The organism is Aurantiacibacter gangjinensis, from assembly GCF_001886695.1.
GTDB lineage: Bacteria > Pseudomonadota > Alphaproteobacteria > Sphingomonadales > Sphingomonadaceae > Alteraurantiacibacter > Alteraurantiacibacter gangjinensis.
Genome location: NZ_CP018097.1, coordinates 1,301,679 through 1,318,121, shown reverse-complemented (window position 1 = coordinate 1,318,121; position 16,443 = coordinate 1,301,679). Strand labels below are relative to the sequence as shown.

Annotated in this window: 19 protein-coding genes; 9 read left to right on the top strand and 10 right to left on the bottom strand. The window is 64.3% G+C overall.

Annotated features, from left to right (window positions below; all coding sequences use genetic code 11):
• The first annotated feature begins 1 nt into the window (after position 1).
• Both BMF35_RS06390 and BMF35_RS06385 read left to right on the top strand, forming a co-directional pair.
• Positions 2–1,060, top strand: coding sequence for a nitrilase-related carbon-nitrogen hydrolase (locus tag BMF35_RS06390; RefSeq protein WP_047007371.1), 1,059 nt, complete (start codon positions 2–4; stop codon positions 1,058–1,060).
• Positions 1,060–1,782, top strand: coding sequence for a DUF3108 domain-containing protein (locus tag BMF35_RS06385; RefSeq protein ID WP_047007370.1), 723 nt, complete (start codon positions 1,060–1,062; stop codon positions 1,780–1,782). The genes BMF35_RS06390 and BMF35_RS06385 overlap by 1 nt, the downstream gene beginning before the upstream one ends.
• Here BMF35_RS06385 and BMF35_RS06380 read toward each other — a convergent pair.
• The 5 genes from BMF35_RS06380 to BMF35_RS06360 are packed head-to-tail and all read right to left on the bottom strand — an operon-like array spanning position 1,779 to position 6,134.
• Positions 1,779–2,240 (bottom strand): hypothetical protein, encoded by a 462-nt coding sequence (locus BMF35_RS06380; RefSeq protein ID WP_047007369.1) that lies wholly within the window; start codon positions 2,238–2,240, stop codon positions 1,779–1,781. The genes BMF35_RS06385 and BMF35_RS06380 overlap by 4 nt on opposite strands.
• Complete coding sequence (locus BMF35_RS06375) at positions 2,237–3,655, bottom strand: aldehyde dehydrogenase family protein (RefSeq protein ID WP_047007368.1); 1,419 nt, start codon at positions 3,653–3,655, stop codon at positions 2,237–2,239. Before BMF35_RS06375 ends, BMF35_RS06380 begins: the two co-directional genes overlap by 4 nt.
• Positions 3,652–4,569, bottom strand: coding sequence for a polysaccharide deacetylase family protein (locus BMF35_RS06370; RefSeq protein WP_047007694.1), 918 nt, complete (start codon positions 4,567–4,569; stop codon positions 3,652–3,654). The genes BMF35_RS06375 and BMF35_RS06370 overlap by 4 nt, the downstream gene beginning before the upstream one ends.
• Positions 4,566–5,444, bottom strand: coding sequence for a polysaccharide deacetylase family protein (locus BMF35_RS06365; protein WP_047007367.1), 879 nt, complete (start codon positions 5,442–5,444; stop codon positions 4,566–4,568). The genes BMF35_RS06370 and BMF35_RS06365 overlap by 4 nt, the downstream gene beginning before the upstream one ends.
• 6 nt (positions 5,445–5,450) lie before the next feature.
• On the bottom strand, positions 5,451–6,134 hold the full coding sequence (locus BMF35_RS06360) for an isochorismatase family protein (protein ID WP_047007366.1): 684 nt from the start codon (positions 6,132–6,134) through the stop codon (positions 5,451–5,453).
• A gap of 108 nt (positions 6,135–6,242) precedes the next feature.
• Here BMF35_RS06360 and BMF35_RS06355 point away from each other — a divergent pair, with 108 nt between their 5' ends.
• The 7 genes from BMF35_RS06355 to BMF35_RS06325 all read left to right on the top strand — a co-directional run bounded on the left by BMF35_RS06355 (position 6,243) and on the right by BMF35_RS06325 (position 13,134).
• Positions 6,243–7,559 (top strand): alpha/beta hydrolase, encoded by a 1,317-nt coding sequence (locus BMF35_RS06355; RefSeq protein WP_156172170.1) that lies wholly within the window; start codon positions 6,243–6,245, stop codon positions 7,557–7,559.
• A 2-nt stretch (positions 7,560–7,561) separates the two neighbouring features.
• Positions 7,562–8,110: a hypothetical protein gene (locus tag BMF35_RS06350; RefSeq protein ID WP_047007364.1), complete on the top strand. Its 549-nt coding sequence runs from the start codon at positions 7,562–7,564 to the stop codon at positions 8,108–8,110.
• A gap of 9 nt (positions 8,111–8,119) precedes the next feature.
• The gene (locus BMF35_RS06345; RefSeq protein ID WP_047007363.1) at positions 8,120–9,499 is read left to right on the top strand and encodes a 3-isopropylmalate dehydratase large subunit; all 1,380 of its coding nucleotides are present in this window, start codon (positions 8,120–8,122) and stop codon (positions 9,497–9,499) included.
• A 130-nt stretch (positions 9,500–9,629) separates the two neighbouring features.
• Entirely contained in the window at positions 9,630–10,238 is a 609-nt protein-coding gene (gene leuD / locus BMF35_RS06340; RefSeq protein ID WP_047007362.1) for a 3-isopropylmalate dehydratase small subunit, read from the top strand.
• A 177-nt stretch (positions 10,239–10,415) separates the two neighbouring features.
• On the top strand, positions 10,416–11,336 hold the full coding sequence (locus BMF35_RS06335; RefSeq protein ID WP_047007361.1) for a hydroxymethylglutaryl-CoA lyase: 921 nt from the start codon (positions 10,416–10,418) through the stop codon (positions 11,334–11,336).
• Positions 11,333–12,514: a CaiB/BaiF CoA transferase family protein gene (locus BMF35_RS06330; protein ID WP_047007360.1), complete on the top strand. Its 1,182-nt coding sequence runs from the start codon at positions 11,333–11,335 to the stop codon at positions 12,512–12,514. The genes BMF35_RS06335 and BMF35_RS06330 overlap by 4 nt, the downstream gene beginning before the upstream one ends.
• Positions 12,511–13,134: a VOC family protein gene (locus BMF35_RS06325; RefSeq protein ID WP_047007359.1), complete on the top strand. Its 624-nt coding sequence runs from the start codon at positions 12,511–12,513 to the stop codon at positions 13,132–13,134. Before BMF35_RS06330 ends, BMF35_RS06325 begins: the two co-directional genes overlap by 4 nt.
• Before the next feature lie 15 nt (positions 13,135–13,149).
• On the opposite strand, the gene BMF35_RS06320 is transcribed toward BMF35_RS06325, so the two are convergent.
• The 5 genes from BMF35_RS06320 to BMF35_RS06300 are packed head-to-tail and all read right to left on the bottom strand — an operon-like array spanning position 13,150 to position 16,424.
• Complete coding sequence (locus tag BMF35_RS06320; RefSeq protein WP_047007358.1) at positions 13,150–13,386, bottom strand: DUF6356 family protein; 237 nt, start codon at positions 13,384–13,386, stop codon at positions 13,150–13,152.
• A 44-nt stretch (positions 13,387–13,430) separates the two neighbouring features.
• Complete coding sequence (locus BMF35_RS06315) at positions 13,431–14,522, bottom strand: YeiH family protein (protein WP_047007357.1); 1,092 nt, start codon at positions 14,520–14,522, stop codon at positions 13,431–13,433.
• A 7-nt stretch (positions 14,523–14,529) separates the two neighbouring features.
• On the bottom strand, positions 14,530–14,844 hold the full coding sequence (locus BMF35_RS06310; protein WP_047007356.1) for a DUF1330 domain-containing protein: 315 nt from the start codon (positions 14,842–14,844) through the stop codon (positions 14,530–14,532).
• 6 nt (positions 14,845–14,850) lie between these two features.
• Positions 14,851–15,210 carry a hypothetical protein gene (locus BMF35_RS06305; protein ID WP_047007355.1) on the bottom strand — a complete coding sequence of 120 codons (360 nt, stop codon included), beginning with the start codon at positions 15,208–15,210 and terminating at the stop codon, positions 14,851–14,853.
• The gene (locus tag BMF35_RS06300) at positions 15,207–16,424 is read right to left on the bottom strand and encodes a class I SAM-dependent methyltransferase (RefSeq protein WP_047007693.1); all 1,218 of its coding nucleotides are present in this window, start codon (positions 16,422–16,424) and stop codon (positions 15,207–15,209) included. The genes BMF35_RS06305 and BMF35_RS06300 overlap by 4 nt, the downstream gene beginning before the upstream one ends.
• Positions 16,425–16,443 lie beyond the last annotated feature (19 nt).

The following is a 16,443-nucleotide window of genomic DNA, read 5'->3' as shown; positions in this document are numbered from 1 at the left end:
GATGACAACACCAGCCCCATACGCAGCCGTCGCCATGCAGCTGACGGCCCGCAATATCAGCCACTTGCCCGATGACGAGGCGCGCGCCGCCATGCTGGCGCATATCGACAGTGTCGAAATGCAAATCCGCACATCGTCGATATTCATTACGCAATATGGCGGGGAGCCGGTGAAGCTGGCCGTGCTGCCGGAATATCTGTTTACCTCCTACCCGGGGCGCATTTCGCTGGCCGACTTCGCAGCCAAGGTGGGCTGGAATTCGGACGGGCCGGAATACGATGCGCTGGGCGCGATGGCGCAGCGGCTGGGCATGCACATCGCGGGCAATGCCTATGAGCGCGACCCGCATTTCCCTGATTTCTATTTCCAGACCAGCTTCCTCGTCGGCCCTTCTGGCAATACCGTGCTGCGCTATCGACGCCTGATTTCCATGTTCGCGCCGAGCCCGCACGATGTGTGGGACGCCTATCTCGACCATTACGGCGCGGATGCGATCTTCCCCGTCGCCGATACGGAGATCGGACGCATCGGTGCGGTGGCATCGGAGGAAATCCTCTATCCCGAAATCGCTCGCATCCTGGCCTTGCGCGGTGCGGAAGTGCTGGTGCATTCCTCTTCCGAAGTCGGGTCGCCCCTGTCCACCCCGAAAGACATCGCGAAGCAGGCGCGCGCATTCGAGAACATGGCCTATGTCGTTTCCGCCAACACAGCCGGGATCGAGGGCGGCGGGCTGCCGCTCGCCTCGGCGGACGGAAACAGCCGCGTCGTGGATTATCGCGGCAAGCTGATGTCGCAGGCGCTTTCGGGCGAGACGTTCACAGCCTTCGCCACGCTGGACATTGCGGCCCTTCGCAAGGCGCGGCGCACGCCTGCGATGATCAACAGCCTCGCCCGCCAGCGGCCCGGCCTCTTCGCCGATGCCTATGCTGCGAGCGCCGAGGCATTCCACCGCGCAAACGGCATGATGGGCGATGGCACGCCGCAACTGCCTGATCGCGACTATTTTCGCCGCGCGCAGGAAGAGGTGATCGCGCGGCTCGACAAGGCCGGCCTGATCTGATGCAGCACCGCACCGTCTCGGGCAAAATCCTCTACACCTCGCAGAAGCCGGGGATGGAGGGAGCCGAGCGGGGGCGTGAGTGGTTCACGTTCACCCATCACGGCGATGGCAGCACCATCTTGCGGGCCCGCTGCGAGATCGAGGAGCCGGACCCTGCCGTGCTGCGCGACATCACCCTGCATATCGGCCCCGACCGCATGCCGCAAAACCTTCTCGTACACCTGACGCTGGGCGACGAATTTCTCGGCTCCGGCTGGATGCATTACGACCCTACTGAAGGGATGGTGGAATGCGAGAGCCATGGCCCCGCCATCGGACGGCATTCGGAAAAACGCGATGCGGGCACGTTCGACGCATTCGGCACGCATCCGGTGGCGGGCGACGGGTTCACCACAAGGCTGATGGATGTGCGACAGGGCCCGCACCGGCGCAGATTGCGCTTCTGGCTGCCCTCCCCCGACCATCGCGGTGCCACCCCGCCGCAGCTCGCCGAAGTCGAGATGGTGATGGAATACGTCGGCGAGGAGCAAAAGACGGTGGCTGCCGGCACCTTCGCCTGTCGCCGCTACCGCTATGTGGACGAGAGCGATGCCGGCATGGGCGGGGAGCGCCATCCCGACTTCGACATGTGGGTGACGGCGGATGAGGACAGCATCCTCGTTTACGGTGCGATCGACGGCTACATGATGAACCGCTACGAGCTGGTCGAGCTGGAGCGCTAAGGCGCCTCTATCTTCCATTCATCGCACAGCGTGCGCTTCCACGGACCATCGGCGTTGAACCACTGCCAGGTTCGCGCGCGTTTCTGGCCGCCCGGCGCGACATTGATGCTCTCGATGTAATAAGCGCCCGGCACATCCAGCCGGTCGAGCCGCAGCATGATCGTATCCTCATGCGTCTGCCAACCATATCCGTCGAAACGGTCGGTCTTCCAGCGCAGTCGTTCGCCATCCAGCCGCCCGCCGAATTCGTAAGTCGCTTCGCGCCCGTCGGCCCAGCTAAGCCAGTTGTGCTGGATGTAGTGCCACTCGCCCGCATCGGGGAACTCGCAATGCGTCTTCACGCGGCGTTCGTCGATCAGCTTTCCGCCCGTGTCGACGTCGCGATACCACCCATCCCACCAGCCTTCATGCGCGAACATGGCCGGCATGGCAGCGCGCAGGGCGGCGCGGTTGCTCATTGCGGCGGGCCTTCGGCAAAGGCATCGATAGGCGCCGCCTGCCCGGTCTGCCGGATCAGTGCCTTGCGGCGCAAGAATCGCAGGAAACCTTCATCGCCCATGCGGCTCGGCCCGAGCCCGGATTTCCCGCGAGAGTGGTTCGTCGCATCGCCCACCATGCTGGTAAGCGCGCCGTCCTGCAGCGAAATCGCACCCGCCTCCAGCTGCGAGCCGATGGCCGCCGCTTCCTCCATGCTGCCCGCCAGCACGGCGGCGGAAAGGCCATAAGTGCTGTCGTTTGCCATGGCGATGGCATCGTCCAGCGTGTCGAACACCGTCACCGGCAAAACCGGACCGAACGTCTCTTCGCGTATGACGGCCATGTCAGGCGTCACATCGGTGAGGATCGTCGGGCGCAGGTAAGCGCCGCCACCCAGCCGCTCAACCTCCCCGCCAGTCAGCACCTTGGCTCCGCCCGCTCTAGCGTCGGCAATCTGCGCGGCAATCTTCTCCGCCTGCGCGGGAAAAATGAACGGCCCCAGATGGCCGCTTCCGGGATCGGGATGGGTGAGCGTCACCGTCTCCGCCCCTGCGACCAGCGCATCGAGGAACGGGTCCGCTACCTCGCGCGCAACATAGATGCGTTCGATGGACTGGCAGGCCTGCCCAGTCGCCACGACGCTGGATCGCAGCGCCACATTCGCCGCCCATGCCGGGTCCGCGCTGGCGGTCACGATCATCGGGTCCTTGCCGCCCAGTTCGAGATTGGCCGGGATCAGCGCGCGCGCCGCGGCCTCCGCCACCTTGCGGCCTGTCTCCGTGCTGCCGGTGAAACAGACATAATCGACATGGGCGATCAGCGCCTGCCCCACCTCCGGACCGCCCATCACGTAGCGCAGCGGCAGCTCGGGAAGCTGTGCCAGCACATCGCGCATCGGCTCGACGAAGCGCGGGGTGACTTCGCTCGGCTTCACCAGCGCGGCGCAGCCCGCCATCAGCGCGGGCACGGCGTCGATATGGCTCAGCAGGATCGGAAAGTTCCAAGGCGCGATGGCGCCGAATAGCGGAAAAGCGGAGAACTCCGGCACGATCTCGACGCCCGGCGTCAGCGATGGCGTTGCATCGCGCGGCAGACCGTCCATCAGCTCCGGCGCGCGCGCTGCCCAGCGGCGGCAATTGCGCGCCAACCCCTGCACTTCCATACGCGCGATGGCGCGGCGGCCCGTATCGATGGCAAGCGCATCGAAAATGGCCTGCTCGTTTGCCTCGACAAGATCGGCCAACCGCAACAGAACTTTGGCACGGGCGGAAACGCCCATCGCTTCCCACGCGCCCTGCCTGTCGCGCAGCTCTCGCGCCGCTTCCGCCACGCTATCGGGAGTGTCCGTGGCAAACTCGTAATCCGCCTTGCCGGTGCGCGGGTTTGTGGCCTTCATTGCTGCGCCTCCCAGCTTTCCACCACGGCGCTGCCACTGCCAAACCACGCCTCGCTGCGCGCGGTGAGGTCTGCCAGCAAATCCTCCAGCGCGGCGATGCGGAAGGGCTGGCCCATGATGTAAGGCGTCAGCTGCATCGGCAGCAGGCGCGCGCTCGATTGCCTGGCGGCCTCCTGCGCCAGGAATGCGAAAGCATCGCGCATCATACGCGCCCAGGCTTCCGCCGAATGTTGCTGTACTGCCACGATCTGCCGATCCGACAAGTCCACGCTCAGCGGCAGGTTGATGAGCCCGTTGTTAAAGCGCCAGGGCAGCTCGTCATTCACCCAGTCGCAGCAATAGGTGAGGCCATGCTCTTTCAGCAGGTCCACAGTGCGCCAGCTTTGAGAGCGGGCGATAGAAAGCCAGCCTTTCGGCGTCGTGCCGGTGGCGGCTTCAAGTCGCGCAAGGCTCTCCGCGATCAGCGCACGTTCCTCCGCTTCGGACAGGGTGGAAGCGATGGTGCCGTTCATATCGGTGGAATGCGCGATGATCTCGTGCCCGCCCGCTTTCACGGCGTCGATCAGTTCCGGATAACGCTCCGCCACAGCGGCATTCGTCGCGAAGCTGGCCGTGACGCCTGCCTTGGCAAACGCATCGAGCAGGCGAAACACCGCCACCCGGTTGCCGTAATCGCGCACGGTGTAGTGTCGGTAATCGGGATAGGGCGTGACCATGTGCCCAGGCGCACGGAACGGCTCGTCTTCCGGTAGAATCGGGAAATATTCGAGGCTGACGCAGAGGACGATTGCGACGGACTTGCCGCCCGGCCAGCGGACTGGCGCGCGGGCGTGGAGGTTGGACCATTGGTAAAGGTCGTGATCATAGCCCTCGCGGCGGTGGGGGTAGCGGGTGTATTCGGGATCGAGAGTCACACCTGCGCCCTCCACGCATCCACAATCTCGCCAGCCCGCGCTTTCCAGCAGCGCGGGTCTGCGGCGATGCGGCGCAGCGCCTCTTCGAACGGGCCGATGCGGTGGGGCTGGCCTATCAAATAGGCGTGGATCGGGATGCACATGACCGTGCCTGAACGCTCACCTTCGGCGGCCAGCCGCTCGAACTGGCGCAGCAGGCTGTCGGCATATTCGCGGCCCGACATGCCATAGACATTGAAACCGTAATGGTCGTTCACTTCCAGGCTGTAGGGGATGGAGGCTAGCTGGCCGCTGGCCACCTTCACCTCCTGCACCTGGTCGTCGTGATAAAGGTCGCAGGTGAAATCCATCCCGTATTCGGCGATCAGGTCCAGCGTGCGCGGCGTGTGGGTCAGCGCGGGCGCCAGCCAGCCGCGAATGCGCTGGCCGGTGGCGCGCTGCACGGTTTCAATGGAGTCCTCGATAATCGCGCGTTCTTGCGCCTCATCCATGCCGTAGGAATAGCGGGTGTTGTAAATGCCGTGGCTGAAGAACTCCCACCCGCGCGCGGCGCCGTCGGCCACGACTTCGGGATGGTGATCGCACAGGGCGACCGACAGGCTGACGCTGCCGGGAAAGCCGTGCCGTCCCATCGCATCGGCCATGCGCCAGTGGCTCACCCGGTTGGAATGGTCGCGATAGGAATAGCCCACCACATCGGGATGCGGCTTGCTCCACGCCTTGCGGTGCGGATTGGCAGGCGGGTCGATCTCGTAATATTCGAGGTTGGGCGCGACCCAAACGGCGCAGGTTTTGCCCTCCGGCCACTCGATTTTCGGACGGTTATTATACGGATGGTAATCGTAGAGGCCGGGGTCGGCGGCGTTTTCCTGCATCGCAAATTACCGCGCCTCGAACCAGTCGATGACCGTCTGCACCGGCTCCACATCGGCATATTTCAGTTGCAGATCGGTGAGGTTGGCGAAGTGGAAGCTGGCATGCTTGTCGGAGCAGGTTTCGATCGGCACGATGGTGCGATAGCCATGGCTCAGCGCGTCCACCGCCGTCGCGCGCACACAGCCGCTGGTGCTTCCGCCTGTCACCACCACCGTATCCACCTTGTTCCACACCAGATAGCTGGCGAGCGGCGTCTCGAAGAAGGCAGACGGCATGCGCTTGGTGAACTGCATGTCATCGTCGTGGATATCGCAGCGCGGATCGAAAGCATGCCTGTCGGACCCGTATTTGATGTTCTGCAGGCTGTCCTCCGTATCGGTGCGCGTACCCCATACGCCTGCATCGCCGGCATCGTTCTTATAGGCGACATGGCTCCAGATCACCGGCATGCCGCGTTCACGCGCCAAGCGGCTGATCGTATTGATATATTCGATCTGGCGCGGGTCCGTTTCGTAGGACGTCTTGAACATATCCAGGCGCGTATAGGCCTGCTGCGGATCGACATTCACGATCGCCAGCTTCTCGCCAAAGCCGAACTTCTTGCGGGCCGGATTTGCCATCACTTCCTCGAAGATTTCGCGGGCCGTGCGCCCGTCATCTACCATCTTCGTCCCTACCTGTTCGGCCATCGGGTTCCTCATCCCAGATTTGTCTTTGACATGGGAGAATAGCCGCGCCTAAGGAGATGTCGAGCAGAATTTGTCCGGACAAATTTTTTGACGACGATCACGCGCCACATGCTGACGATACCTGGCACCTCTCGCAAGGTGCATTATCGCCGCTGTGGCAGCGGGCCTGCGCTGCTGATGGTGCATCAGAGCCCGCGATCCTCAGCCGAATATGAAGAGCTGATGCGCAAATGGGCGCCGCATTTCACCTGCATCGCGCCCGATACGCCGGGTTTTGGGCAGTCCGATCCGCTCGAAGACGAGCCGGAGATCGGCGATTTCGCAGCCGCTCTTGGGCAATTTTGCGATGCGCTCGGGATCGGGCGCTGCGCTGCCTACGGCTTCCATTCGGGCGGCGTCATCCTCGTCGCCGCGATCAAGCAGCGGCCCGAACTTTTCAGCTGCATGGCCATTGGCGGCTATGCCGTCTGGACCGCCGAAGAGATGACGATCTTCGGCGAGAGTTACCTCCCCCAATGGCACCCCAGCGCCTATGGCGAGCACCTGACATGGCTGTGGAACCGCATGCTGGAACAGAGCTGGTTCTTCCCGTGGTTCGACATCCGCGACGAAGCGCGCCTCGGTGTCGCCCATGCCGACCCGCAGCGCGTGCACCGCGCGATCATGGAAATGATGGATAGCGGTAATGCCTATCGCGCCGGATATGGCGCAGTCCTGCGCGCGCCGAGGGACTTGCCGGGTAACGATGCGCCGGTGCCGCCGGCGCTTATCACGGCATTCGAAGGCGACCCGCTGCTGCCCCATCTCGGCCGTTTGGGCGATCTGCCCGCAAACTGGTCCGCCCATCCGGTTGCCACGCCGGAAGAGCATCACGCGCAGTCGCTGGCCTTCCTGCAACAACTTGGAGGCGGAGCGCCATGCCCCGACCTCGCAGAGGATAGCGACGAAGGCTGGTTGGCGCTGGAACACGGCCTCGTCCACTGGCGCGGCCATCGCGGAGCGGAGGCCCTATCGCTCCACCGGCCCGCCGCGGAAATGGATCTAAGCGAAAATTTGGCCATCGACGTGCCCGGTCACGGTCTCTCGGGCAAGGCCGACGATATCGGCGCCGCTATCGAGGCCGCTGCCAAAGCGCTCGGCGCGCAGCGGATCGACTGGTCCACGCCGCCCGATGGCGACCCGGACCTGCTCTATCCAGACCTCACAACGGACCGCTTCGGCAATTACCTGCACCGCGCATGGAGCGCCTCGCGCGCCGAGGCGATGTTCGCGCCGTGGTATGCCGCGAGCCCCGACAATGTGATCGAAATCAATGCGGCCGCGCTGGAGCCTGCGGCAATACACCGCCGCGCCCGCGCCCGCCTTCGGGCGGGAAGCGAAGCGCGCCGCTATCATCATCTGCTACAAGAGATACACGGAGGATAATCATGGTCGATCTTGCAAAGGAAATGCCGCTGCTGGCCCGCCACGAAGGCGTGTGGGACGGGGTCTATTCCTACTTCAACGCTGCCAACGAAAAGATCGACGAGCATGCCAGCCGCCTGCTCTGCCGCATGACGGGCGACGACGAGACGCCCTACCACCAGACCAATCACTATCGCTGGCCCGACGGCAAGACCGAAATCCGCGACTTTCCCGCCACTTATCGCGATGGCCGCGTGTGGTGGGACAACGACCTGATCCAGGGCTGGGCGGCCGAGGTTCCGCTGGATGAATACAACCGCACCGTCATGCTCTACTGGCAGCGCACGGGCGACCCCTCGCTCTACCTCTACGAACAGATCCAGATCTCCGATGACGGCCAGAACCGCTGCCGCACCTGGCACTGGATTCGCAACGGCCTGCTGGAAACGCGCACGGCGATACAGGAACACCTCGTGACCCGTGACTGGAAAGCCATGGATGCCGAGATGAAGGAAGCGGCCGAGAAAGGCATTCACGTCGAATTCGGCGGCGGACCGGGCTTCGGAGGATAACGCACGCCGATGGGAAAGACGCTGTTCGACAAGATCTGGGATGCGCATCTGGTGGCCGATACGCCATCGGGCGCGCAGCTGATCGCGATCGACCGCGTCTTCCTGCATGAGCGCACCGGAGCTGCCGCCCTCGGTCGCATGGCAGAGATGGGCCGCAAGGTGCACGATCCGGCGCGCGTCTTCGCGGTGATGGACCATATCGTCGACACGCGTATCGGTCGCGGGGACGGCACGCTTATGGTGGGCGGCGAGGCGTTCATCACCGAGACGCGCGCGGCTTGCAAGGCGGCGGGCATCACGCTTTTCGATGTGAACGACCGCGACCAGGGCATCGTGCACGTAATCTCGCCGGAACTCGGCGTGGTGCTACCCGGCGTCACGCTCGTGGCGCCCGACAGCCATACCTGCACGCAAGGCGCATTCGGCGCGCTGGCTTGGGGCATCGGTTCTTCCGAAGCCGAACATGCCATGGCCACCGGCACGCTGCGCCTCTCTCGCCCGAAAACCATGCGGGTCACGTTCAAGGGCGCACTCGCCCGCGGCGTCACGGCAAAGGACATGGCGCTGCATATGATCGCCGCGCATTCCGCGGGCGGCGGTGCTGGCCATGCGGTTGAGTTTGCAGGCGACGCAGTGAGCGCGCTCGACATGGAAGGGCGCATGACGCTGTGCAACATGGCGACCGAATTCAGCGCCATGGCAGGCTTCGTCGCGCCCGACGCGAAGACATTCGAATATCTCGCAGGCCGCCGCTACGCCCCCGCCGATTTCGCCGATCCCTATTGGCAGACGCTGCACAGCGATGCCGACGCGGCGTTCGATGCCGAGATCGTGATCGATGCAGGCGACATCGCGCCCATGGTCAGTTGGGGCACCTCTCCCGAAGAGGCGATTGCCGTCACCGCCAAGGTGCCGCAGGGCCATGCCAAGGTGCACGACTATATCGGCCTTGCCGCGGGAGCGCCGCTCGCCGGGACGCCGTTGGATGTCGCCTTTATCGGCAGCTGCACCAACAGCCGTATTTCCGACCTGCGCCGCGCCGCCGCCATCCTCGACGGCCACCGCATCGCCCCTTCCGTAAAGACTGCCATGGTGGTCCCCGGTTCGTTGGGCGTGAAACGACAGGCCGAGGCAGAAGGGTTGGACAAAATCTTTGTGGCCGCGGGCTTCGAATGGCGGATGTCGGGCTGCTCTCTCTGCTTCTATGCAGGTGGCGAAGGCTTCGCGCCCGGCAGCCGCGTCATCTCCAGCACGAACCGCAATTTCGAGGGGCGGCAAGGCCCGGGCATCCGCACCCACATTGCCTCGCCCGAAACGGTGGCCGCCAGCGCGATCGCCGGTGCGATTGCCGATCCGCGCGATTATGCGCGAGAGGCGGTGGCGGCGTGATCAAGGCTTTTCCTTTTCTCGTTATGCTGAACTTGTTTCAGCATCCATCGTCCTTTTCAGAGCCGAAGCTGCGAGAGGAGAAATGGATCCTGAAACGAGTTCAGGATGACCGGATGGAAGGAGCATAGGCGTGACACCCTTCCCCCAACCTCTCACGGGCATCGTAGCGCCCTTGCTTGTCGACAATGTCGATACCGACACCATCATCCCCAGCCGCGAGATGCGAACCACCGGGCGGACGGGGCTGGCGGACGGGCTCTTTGCGCCGTGGCGCTACGCCGATGCCGACAGCCGCACCGAGAACCCAGACTTCGTGCTCAACCAGCCGCCATATCGCCATGCGCGCATCCTGGCGGGCGGCGCGAATTTCGGCGCAGGCTCAAGCCGCGAACATGCCGTCTGGGCGCTGGCCGAATGGGGCATCCGCGCCATCATCGCAGAAAGCTTTGCGCCGATATTTCGCGCGAACTGTATGCGCAACGGCATCCTGCCCGTAGAGCTGGAGTCCACCGCCATCGCGGCGCTGGCAGGCGCTGAAGTCACCGTAGACCTGGCTGGCCAGCAGGTGCGCCACGGCGATGCGACGCATGCCTTCGCCATCGATCCGGAGGCCAAGCTGATGCTGGCAGGCGGTCTCGACGCCATCGACCTGACGCTTACGCAGAAAAGCGATATCGCCGACTGGACCGCCGCCGACCGCAAGGCGCGGCCATGGGTGTATCTGGGGATTACGGCGTGACTGTCCTACAGCTATCCTGCGCTGCCAAGGCTACGCGACGACGCTGGCGCGATTTTCCGCCGCATAGTGTCAATTTCGCAGCTTTCGAAAATCGGCTTGAAAACCAGTTCGTTACAGTATTTTTTGACCGCCGACAGGGTGTAAACTTTGTCAACTTCGCGAGAACACCAGCATAGCATGACCCATATCCTCGTTTCCGAAGTCGGCCCGCGCGATGGCTTGCAGAGCATCGATCGCGTCATGGACCTCGAAGCCAAGAAGCGCTGGATCGCGGCAGAGGCGGCGGCAGGGGTGCAGGAGATCGAAGTCGGCAGCTTCGTGCCACCCAAGCTGCTGCCGCAAATGGCGGATACCGCAGAGATGGTGCGGTTTGCGAAGGGCATCGATGGCCTCACCGTGGTGGCATTGGTTCCCAATGCGAAGGGCGCGCAGCGCGCTGTGGATGCAGGAGTGGACGGGATGAGCCTGCCCTTCTCCATGAGCGAGACGCACTCGCGCAAGAACCTGCGCAAGGACCATGCCGAGATGGTCGTCGAAATTCGCGAAGCTGCTGCCATCGCCAGAGAGGGCGGCGCGCATTTCGCGGTCGGCCTCGCCACCGCGTTCGGCTGCACGCTGGAAGGCGCGGTGGCGGAAGACCAGGTGGTGCGGCTAGCGGAGCAGGCAGTCGAGGCAGGCGCGCAGGAGCTGGGGCTGTCCGACACGACGGGTTATGCCGACCCCGCGCAGGTGCGGCGGCTGGTGCGGCGTGTAAAAGCGGCAGTGGGCGACGACATGCTGACCACGCTCCACCTCCACAATACGCGCGGCCTCGGTCTCGCCAATGTGGTGGCAGGGTTGGAGGAAGGGATTACCACCTTCGATGCCTCGCTCGGCGGCCTTGGCGGTTGCCCTTTTGCACCGGGGGCCAGTGGCAATATCGTGACAGAAGACCTTGTCCTCATGCTCAACAGCATGGGCCTCGACACCGGCATCGACCTCGACAAGCTGCTGCAAGTGCGCGCCATCGTGGAGGAGGCGCTGCCGGGCGAACCGCTTTACGGTTTCACGCCCGATGCAGGGCCGATGCTGGATTACAAGAAAAGGATCGCGCGATGACCGGACCGCAGCCGCTCCAAGGCATCAAGGTCGTCGAGTTTACCCACATGGTGATGGGGCCAACCGTGGGCCACATCCTTGCAGGGCTAGGCGCTGAACTCGTGCGGATTGAGCCCATCGGCGGCGATCGCACGCGCACCCTTCGCGGATCGGGCGCGGGCTATTTCCCGATGTATAATCGCGGCAAGCAGTCCATCTGCCTTGACCTCAAAAGCGAGGACGGCATCGCCGTGGCGAAGGACTTGCTGGCCGATGCCGATGTCCTCGTCGAAAACTTCAGGCCTGGCGCGCTCGACCGGCTGGGGCTGAGCTATGAAGCGCTCTCCAAAGCAAACCCGCGCCTCATCTATTGCAGCGAAAAGGGCTTCCTGCCCGGCCCTTATGAAAACCGCACCGCGCTGGACGAAGTGGCGCAGATGATGGGCGGCCTTGCCTATATGACCGGCCAGCCGGGCCATCCCACGCGCGCAGGCGCCAGCGTGATCGACGTGACGGGCGGCATGTTCGGCGTGATCGGCATTCTCGCCGCGCTGGAAGAGCGGCATCGCACCGGCAGGGGGCAGAAGGTCGTCGCCAGCCTGTTCGAGACCACCATCTATCTCGTCGGCCAGCACATGGCGCAATATGCCGTGACCGGCAGCCCCGCCGCCCCCATGCCCGCGCGCGTTTCGGCTTGGGCGATCTACGATGTGTTCCAAACCAAAGACGAGCCGGTCTTCATCGGCGTCGTCACCGATGCGCTGTGGAAGAAGTTCTGCGATGTGTTCGGCCTCGATGAGCTATGGGCGCGAGAGGATTTGCGCGAGAACAATGCCCGCGTCGCCGCGCGCGACGAGATCATGCCGCAAATCCGCGAACTGATGGCCACCATGACCCGTGACGAAGTGGTGGCGAAGCTCGATGGCACCGGACTGCCTTTCGCACCTATCGGCAAGCCGGAAGACATGTTCGACGATCCGCATCTCGCGCAAGGCGGGCTGGAGGATGTGACGCTGGACAACGGCACCGATGTGCGCCTGCCCACCATTCCCTTGGAAATGGCCGGGCAACGTATTGGCAGCCCGCAAACTCTGCCTTCCCCCGGCGCGGACGCGCGCGCCGTGCTGGAAGCGCTGGGCTATGACGAAGACCGTATCGCACAATTGCAGCGCAGCGGCGCAGTAGGAGAACCGCAATGAAGACCATCCCCGTCCTTGCCGCCGCGTGCGCGCTGTCCGCCTGCACTGTGAACAATTACACCCAAGCAGCCGACGGTTCGGTCGCCACTTCCGCCTCGCAGGCCGAGCTCCGCGCAATGGACGGGGTGGCGGCCACCGACGCTATCCCCACCGATGTGCGCCGCGCGACCTTCATCGTGCGCGATTTGGAGCGCAGCCTCGCCTTCTGGCAGGGCGCGCTGGGGCTGGAACTGAATTACGATATCGAAACGCAGCTGTCGGGCGTGAACTTGCCGGTCGGCGAACCGGGAGCCGAGGCGCGGCTGGTGCTGTTGAACGGCAATGATCCCTATATCGGCTGGATCGGCCTAATGCAGATCACCGATCCCGTCTTGCCGGAGGCGGCAGAGCCCTATCCGCAACGCCTGAGCCCGGGCAGCACGGTCATCGTGCTGGCGGTGGACGATGCGGAGCGGCGCTGCGCCGATGCGGCGGCGGTCGAGGGCGCGCTGATGACCGGACCCACGCGCTTGCAGGTCTATCCCGGCAGGGGCGAGAACGCGCCCGATATCCGCGTGCGCGGCTGTAACGTGTTCGACCCCGATGGCATTGCGGTAGAGATCAACCAACTGCTGGACTGATCGAGCGGCTGGGCGTCAGATCACATAGTCCCAGCCGGTAGGCGTGCGGCTGCGATGGGACACCATGCTCTTGTGCAGACCCTCGATCTGCCTGCTGCCGGTCTTGATGAACATGAACGGGAAGATTGCATGGACGAGGCAGGCCAGCCCCGCCGCGATTAGCCGGAAGGCAAAGCGCGATGCCGTTACCAGATGCTCGCCATAGCTCTCGCCGACAGATGCGGGGTGGGCGGTAAAGGCGTTGCGGAGCATGGTAAGCGGTCCTTCTCGGTTCGGGTCTGGTGGTGATCGGTCTGTCACTGGCCCACCAATAGCACGGTGGCGGCTGTGGCGAGCGCAAAGGCGGTAAGGCTGGCAGCGGCGACCGGGGCGAGCGTGCGCCAACCGGCCTCCAGCAGCATTTGCGGGCGAGAGCGCATGGCGATGGCAACGACCGCCAGCAGCAGCAGCGCCTTCGACAGATCCAGCGCGTGGTCTGCAATCTGCGCCGGGATGTCCAGCGCGCTATTGGCAATTGCCAGCAGCAGGAAAGCGGCCACGAACCAAGGCATGGGCAAGCGGCGTCCCCGCGCATCCGCTGCCGTGGCATCGCGCTTGTCCGCCAGCCAGATTGCCGTGAGTGCCACCAGCGGGCCCAGCATGGCCACGCGCGCCAGCTTCGTCACCGTGGCATTGGCCCCCGCTTCGTCGGAAAAGGCGAACCCGCCGCCAATGGCCTGCGCGGCATCGTGCACGCTCGCCCCGATCAGAAAGCCGGCTTGCGTGTCTGTCAGGCCGATTGCCCCGGCAAAGCTGGGGTAGAGCGTCATCGCGATGGCACTGGCCACGGCCACGCCGACCAGGGTGAGCGTGAAGCGCGCCTTGTCGACCTTGTTCCGCCCCATCGCGCCGTAGAGCGCGACGGCAGCAGATGCGCCGCAGATCGCCGTCGCGCCGCCCGCCAAAAGGCCAAAGGCGCGGCTTTCTCCTACGAGGCGGGCCGTCAGCAAAGCCACGACGATCGTCCCGGCCATCACCACCAGCAAGCCTGCCAAGGCGCCCCAGCCTAGCGCCGTCACCTGCGCCGCGCTGACTTGCAGGCCGAGCAGCGCGATGCCGACCTGCGCCAGCCGCGTGGCCGCCAGGTCGAGCCCCGGTGCAACGGTTTCTTCCTGGCCTGCAAAGCTGAGCGCGAGCCCGATCAGCAGTCCCAGCACCATGACCGGAAACGCATATTGCCCGGCGAGGAAGGCCGCAGCCAGCGCGGCCGTGCCGCACAGCAAGATGCCTGGTACGAAATGCCGCAATCCGCGCTGGGGAACAGGCGCTTCAGCGATATAATATTCGCAATAGAGATCGCCCGCATAGATGGCGGGCGACGGTGCGTTTCCGGTCTGTCCCCTCCCCATACCGGCGCTACCTGTAGGCGTCGGCGAGGCTGGGCGCTTCGATCACCAGCACCTGACAGTCGGCAATCCCTTCACGCAGCTTCTTTGCCTCGGTATATTCCGGGCTGCTCCAGAAGCGGTGAACTGCCGCCTTGTCCGGCCATTCCGAGATCACCATGCTAGCTCCATCGCCGAAATCGCCTTCCAGCGCCTCGGCCCCCGGTGCGCGCAGAAGGTAGCGTCCGCCGAATTGCTCGACCAGCGCGGCGGCGCGCTTGCCATAGCCTTCGATAAAGGCTTCGCGGTCGGCTATCTTGGCCGTGACGATCATGTAAGCAGGCATGGCGCGCTATTCCCTAGAGAGCTTCTCGACCAAGTCCATGATCGGCGGATCGTCCTCTTCCATGGCCTCGACCGCCTGCTGGAAGCCGCGCATCACGCGGTTGACATAGGCGCGGGTCGCTTCGCCGCGTTCCTCGGCCTGCTGGCGATCGGGCACGAAGGTCTCGATCGCCTCGCGCTTCAGCACGCCCTTCTCCTCCAGCAACCGCTCCAGCGTGTCGTTGCGCTCACGCAGGGCAGAGACTTCCGCTGCCAGCGCCAACACGGTGGAATAGAGCCGGTCAACTGCCGGATCGTCGAAATATTCAGGTCGACGCCCCTTCGCGCGGCGGGCCGACGCACCGATCCAATCCAGTTCCTCGCTCATGCAGCAGCCGCCGGGTCTGCGGCAGGCTTCCACGCGCCATAGGCGTTCCAAATCGCGGCGCGGCCGAAGTCCTCCTCCCCGTCATCGGGCGATGGCGGGAAGATTTCCGGATCGACCACGGCACGCACGCCGGCGGTAAATTGGCTCTCACGCGGGAACCCGGCATCCGCCATCACCTGCTTCAGATCCTGCCCGTGCATGGCCGACCAGAAAGGCTCGTTATTGTTGAAGGCATCCCAGTCGCGCATGAATTGCTCGAACAACGGCATTTCCTCGGAATATTGGGGCTGTTCGATATGGAAGATGAGACCGCCCGGCGCGAGCACACGGTTCGCCTCTGCCAGCAGACGCGGCATGGCCTTGCTGGACAGCTCGTGCAGGAACATGGTGGTCTGCACCCAGTCAAAATAGCCGTCCGCCCACCGCGACAGGTCTTCACCTGATGCCTGCACGAATGTGATGTTGCGCACGCCCATGGCTGCCGCACGCGCCGCGCCGTAGCGCAGGGAGGCGGCAGCTGTGTCGATTGCGATCACTTCCGTGTCGGGAAAAGCCTGCGCAATTGGCACGGCATTGTGGCCCACGGTCGCGCCGATATCGAGGATGCGTCTGGGTTGCCAGTCGGGCCGCTCCTTCTTCACCCATTCGACCACGGCCTGCCCGCCGCCATCGTTAAGCCCGCCCAGCGCGCCCCCCGTGGTCGCAAACAGCCCGACATCGTAATTCGCGCCCACGGTTACATCGCCGGGTCGCTCCTCGGTGTGATAGCCGCCGGGCTGGCAATGAATATCGACCGCGGTCTGGTAATGCGGCTGCTCGACCGACGGGTCGAGCTCCAGCATGCCGGATTGCTCGTTATACTGGCGCGCCATTGCATCCAGCTCGTCGAGCTGGCGCAGCACGACCTGCCGCCCGAAATGCTGGCGCATCTCCATCGAATTACGCTTCAGCGCCGACCAGACACGATGCCAGTCATCCTTGTTCATGGCGTCGCGAATTTCGTAGCGATGTTCCGGATCACGCCCATGCTCTGCACGAAACTGCGGCAGCACGCGATTTTCATAGGCGAGCTTGTTACCCTTGCCGACCGTGCCCGACAGGTAGCGGTTGAAATGGGTGAGGAAATTGAACCGCGCCGCCTCGTCATGCCGGGTGCGCGGCATCATTTCGTGGCGGGTAAGCGCTGTATAGGCTGGTGGCAGGTCGGAAGCCATGATCGTCCTCTCGAATTTG

What these genes read in the sequence shown, in the direction of transcription:
- BMF35_RS06390 (WP_047007371.1), top strand. Translation starts at nt 2, where the DNA reads ATGACAACACCAGCCCCATACGCAGCCGTCGCCATGCAGCTGACGGCC.
- BMF35_RS06385 (WP_047007370.1), top strand. Translation starts at nt 1,060, where the DNA reads ATGCAGCACCGCACCGTCTCGGGCAAAATCCTCTACACCTCGCAGAAG.
- BMF35_RS06380 (WP_047007369.1), bottom strand. Translation starts at nt 2,240, where the DNA reads ATGAGCAACCGCGCCGCCCTGCGCGCTGCCATGCCGGCCATGTTCGCG.
- BMF35_RS06375 (WP_047007368.1), bottom strand. Translation starts at nt 3,655, where the DNA reads ATGAAGGCCACAAACCCGCGCACCGGCAAGGCGGATTACGAGTTTGCC.
- BMF35_RS06365 (WP_047007367.1), bottom strand. Translation starts at nt 5,444, where the DNA reads ATGCAGGAAAACGCCGCCGACCCCGGCCTCTACGATTACCATCCGTAT.
- BMF35_RS06360 (WP_047007366.1), bottom strand. Translation starts at nt 6,134, where the DNA reads ATGGCCGAACAGGTAGGGACGAAGATGGTAGATGACGGGCGCACGGCC.
- BMF35_RS06355 (WP_156172170.1), top strand. Translation starts at nt 6,243, where the DNA reads ATGCTGACGATACCTGGCACCTCTCGCAAGGTGCATTATCGCCGCTGT.
- BMF35_RS06350 (WP_047007364.1), top strand. Translation starts at nt 7,562, where the DNA reads ATGGTCGATCTTGCAAAGGAAATGCCGCTGCTGGCCCGCCACGAAGGC.
- BMF35_RS06345 (WP_047007363.1), top strand. Translation starts at nt 8,120, where the DNA reads ATGGGAAAGACGCTGTTCGACAAGATCTGGGATGCGCATCTGGTGGCC.
- BMF35_RS06335 (WP_047007361.1), top strand. Translation starts at nt 10,416, where the DNA reads ATGACCCATATCCTCGTTTCCGAAGTCGGCCCGCGCGATGGCTTGCAG.
- BMF35_RS06330 (WP_047007360.1), top strand. Translation starts at nt 11,333, where the DNA reads ATGACCGGACCGCAGCCGCTCCAAGGCATCAAGGTCGTCGAGTTTACC.
- BMF35_RS06325 (WP_047007359.1), top strand. Translation starts at nt 12,511, where the DNA reads ATGAAGACCATCCCCGTCCTTGCCGCCGCGTGCGCGCTGTCCGCCTGC.
- BMF35_RS06320 (WP_047007358.1), bottom strand. Translation starts at nt 13,386, where the DNA reads ATGCTCCGCAACGCCTTTACCGCCCACCCCGCATCTGTCGGCGAGAGC.
- BMF35_RS06315 (WP_047007357.1), bottom strand. Translation starts at nt 14,522, where the DNA reads ATGGGGAGGGGACAGACCGGAAACGCACCGTCGCCCGCCATCTATGCG.
- BMF35_RS06310 (WP_047007356.1), bottom strand. Translation starts at nt 14,844, where the DNA reads ATGCCTGCTTACATGATCGTCACGGCCAAGATAGCCGACCGCGAAGCC.
- BMF35_RS06305 (WP_047007355.1), bottom strand. Translation starts at nt 15,210, where the DNA reads ATGAGCGAGGAACTGGATTGGATCGGTGCGTCGGCCCGCCGCGCGAAG.
- BMF35_RS06300 (WP_047007693.1), bottom strand. Translation starts at nt 16,424, where the DNA reads ATGGCTTCCGACCTGCCACCAGCCTATACAGCGCTTACCCGCCACGAA.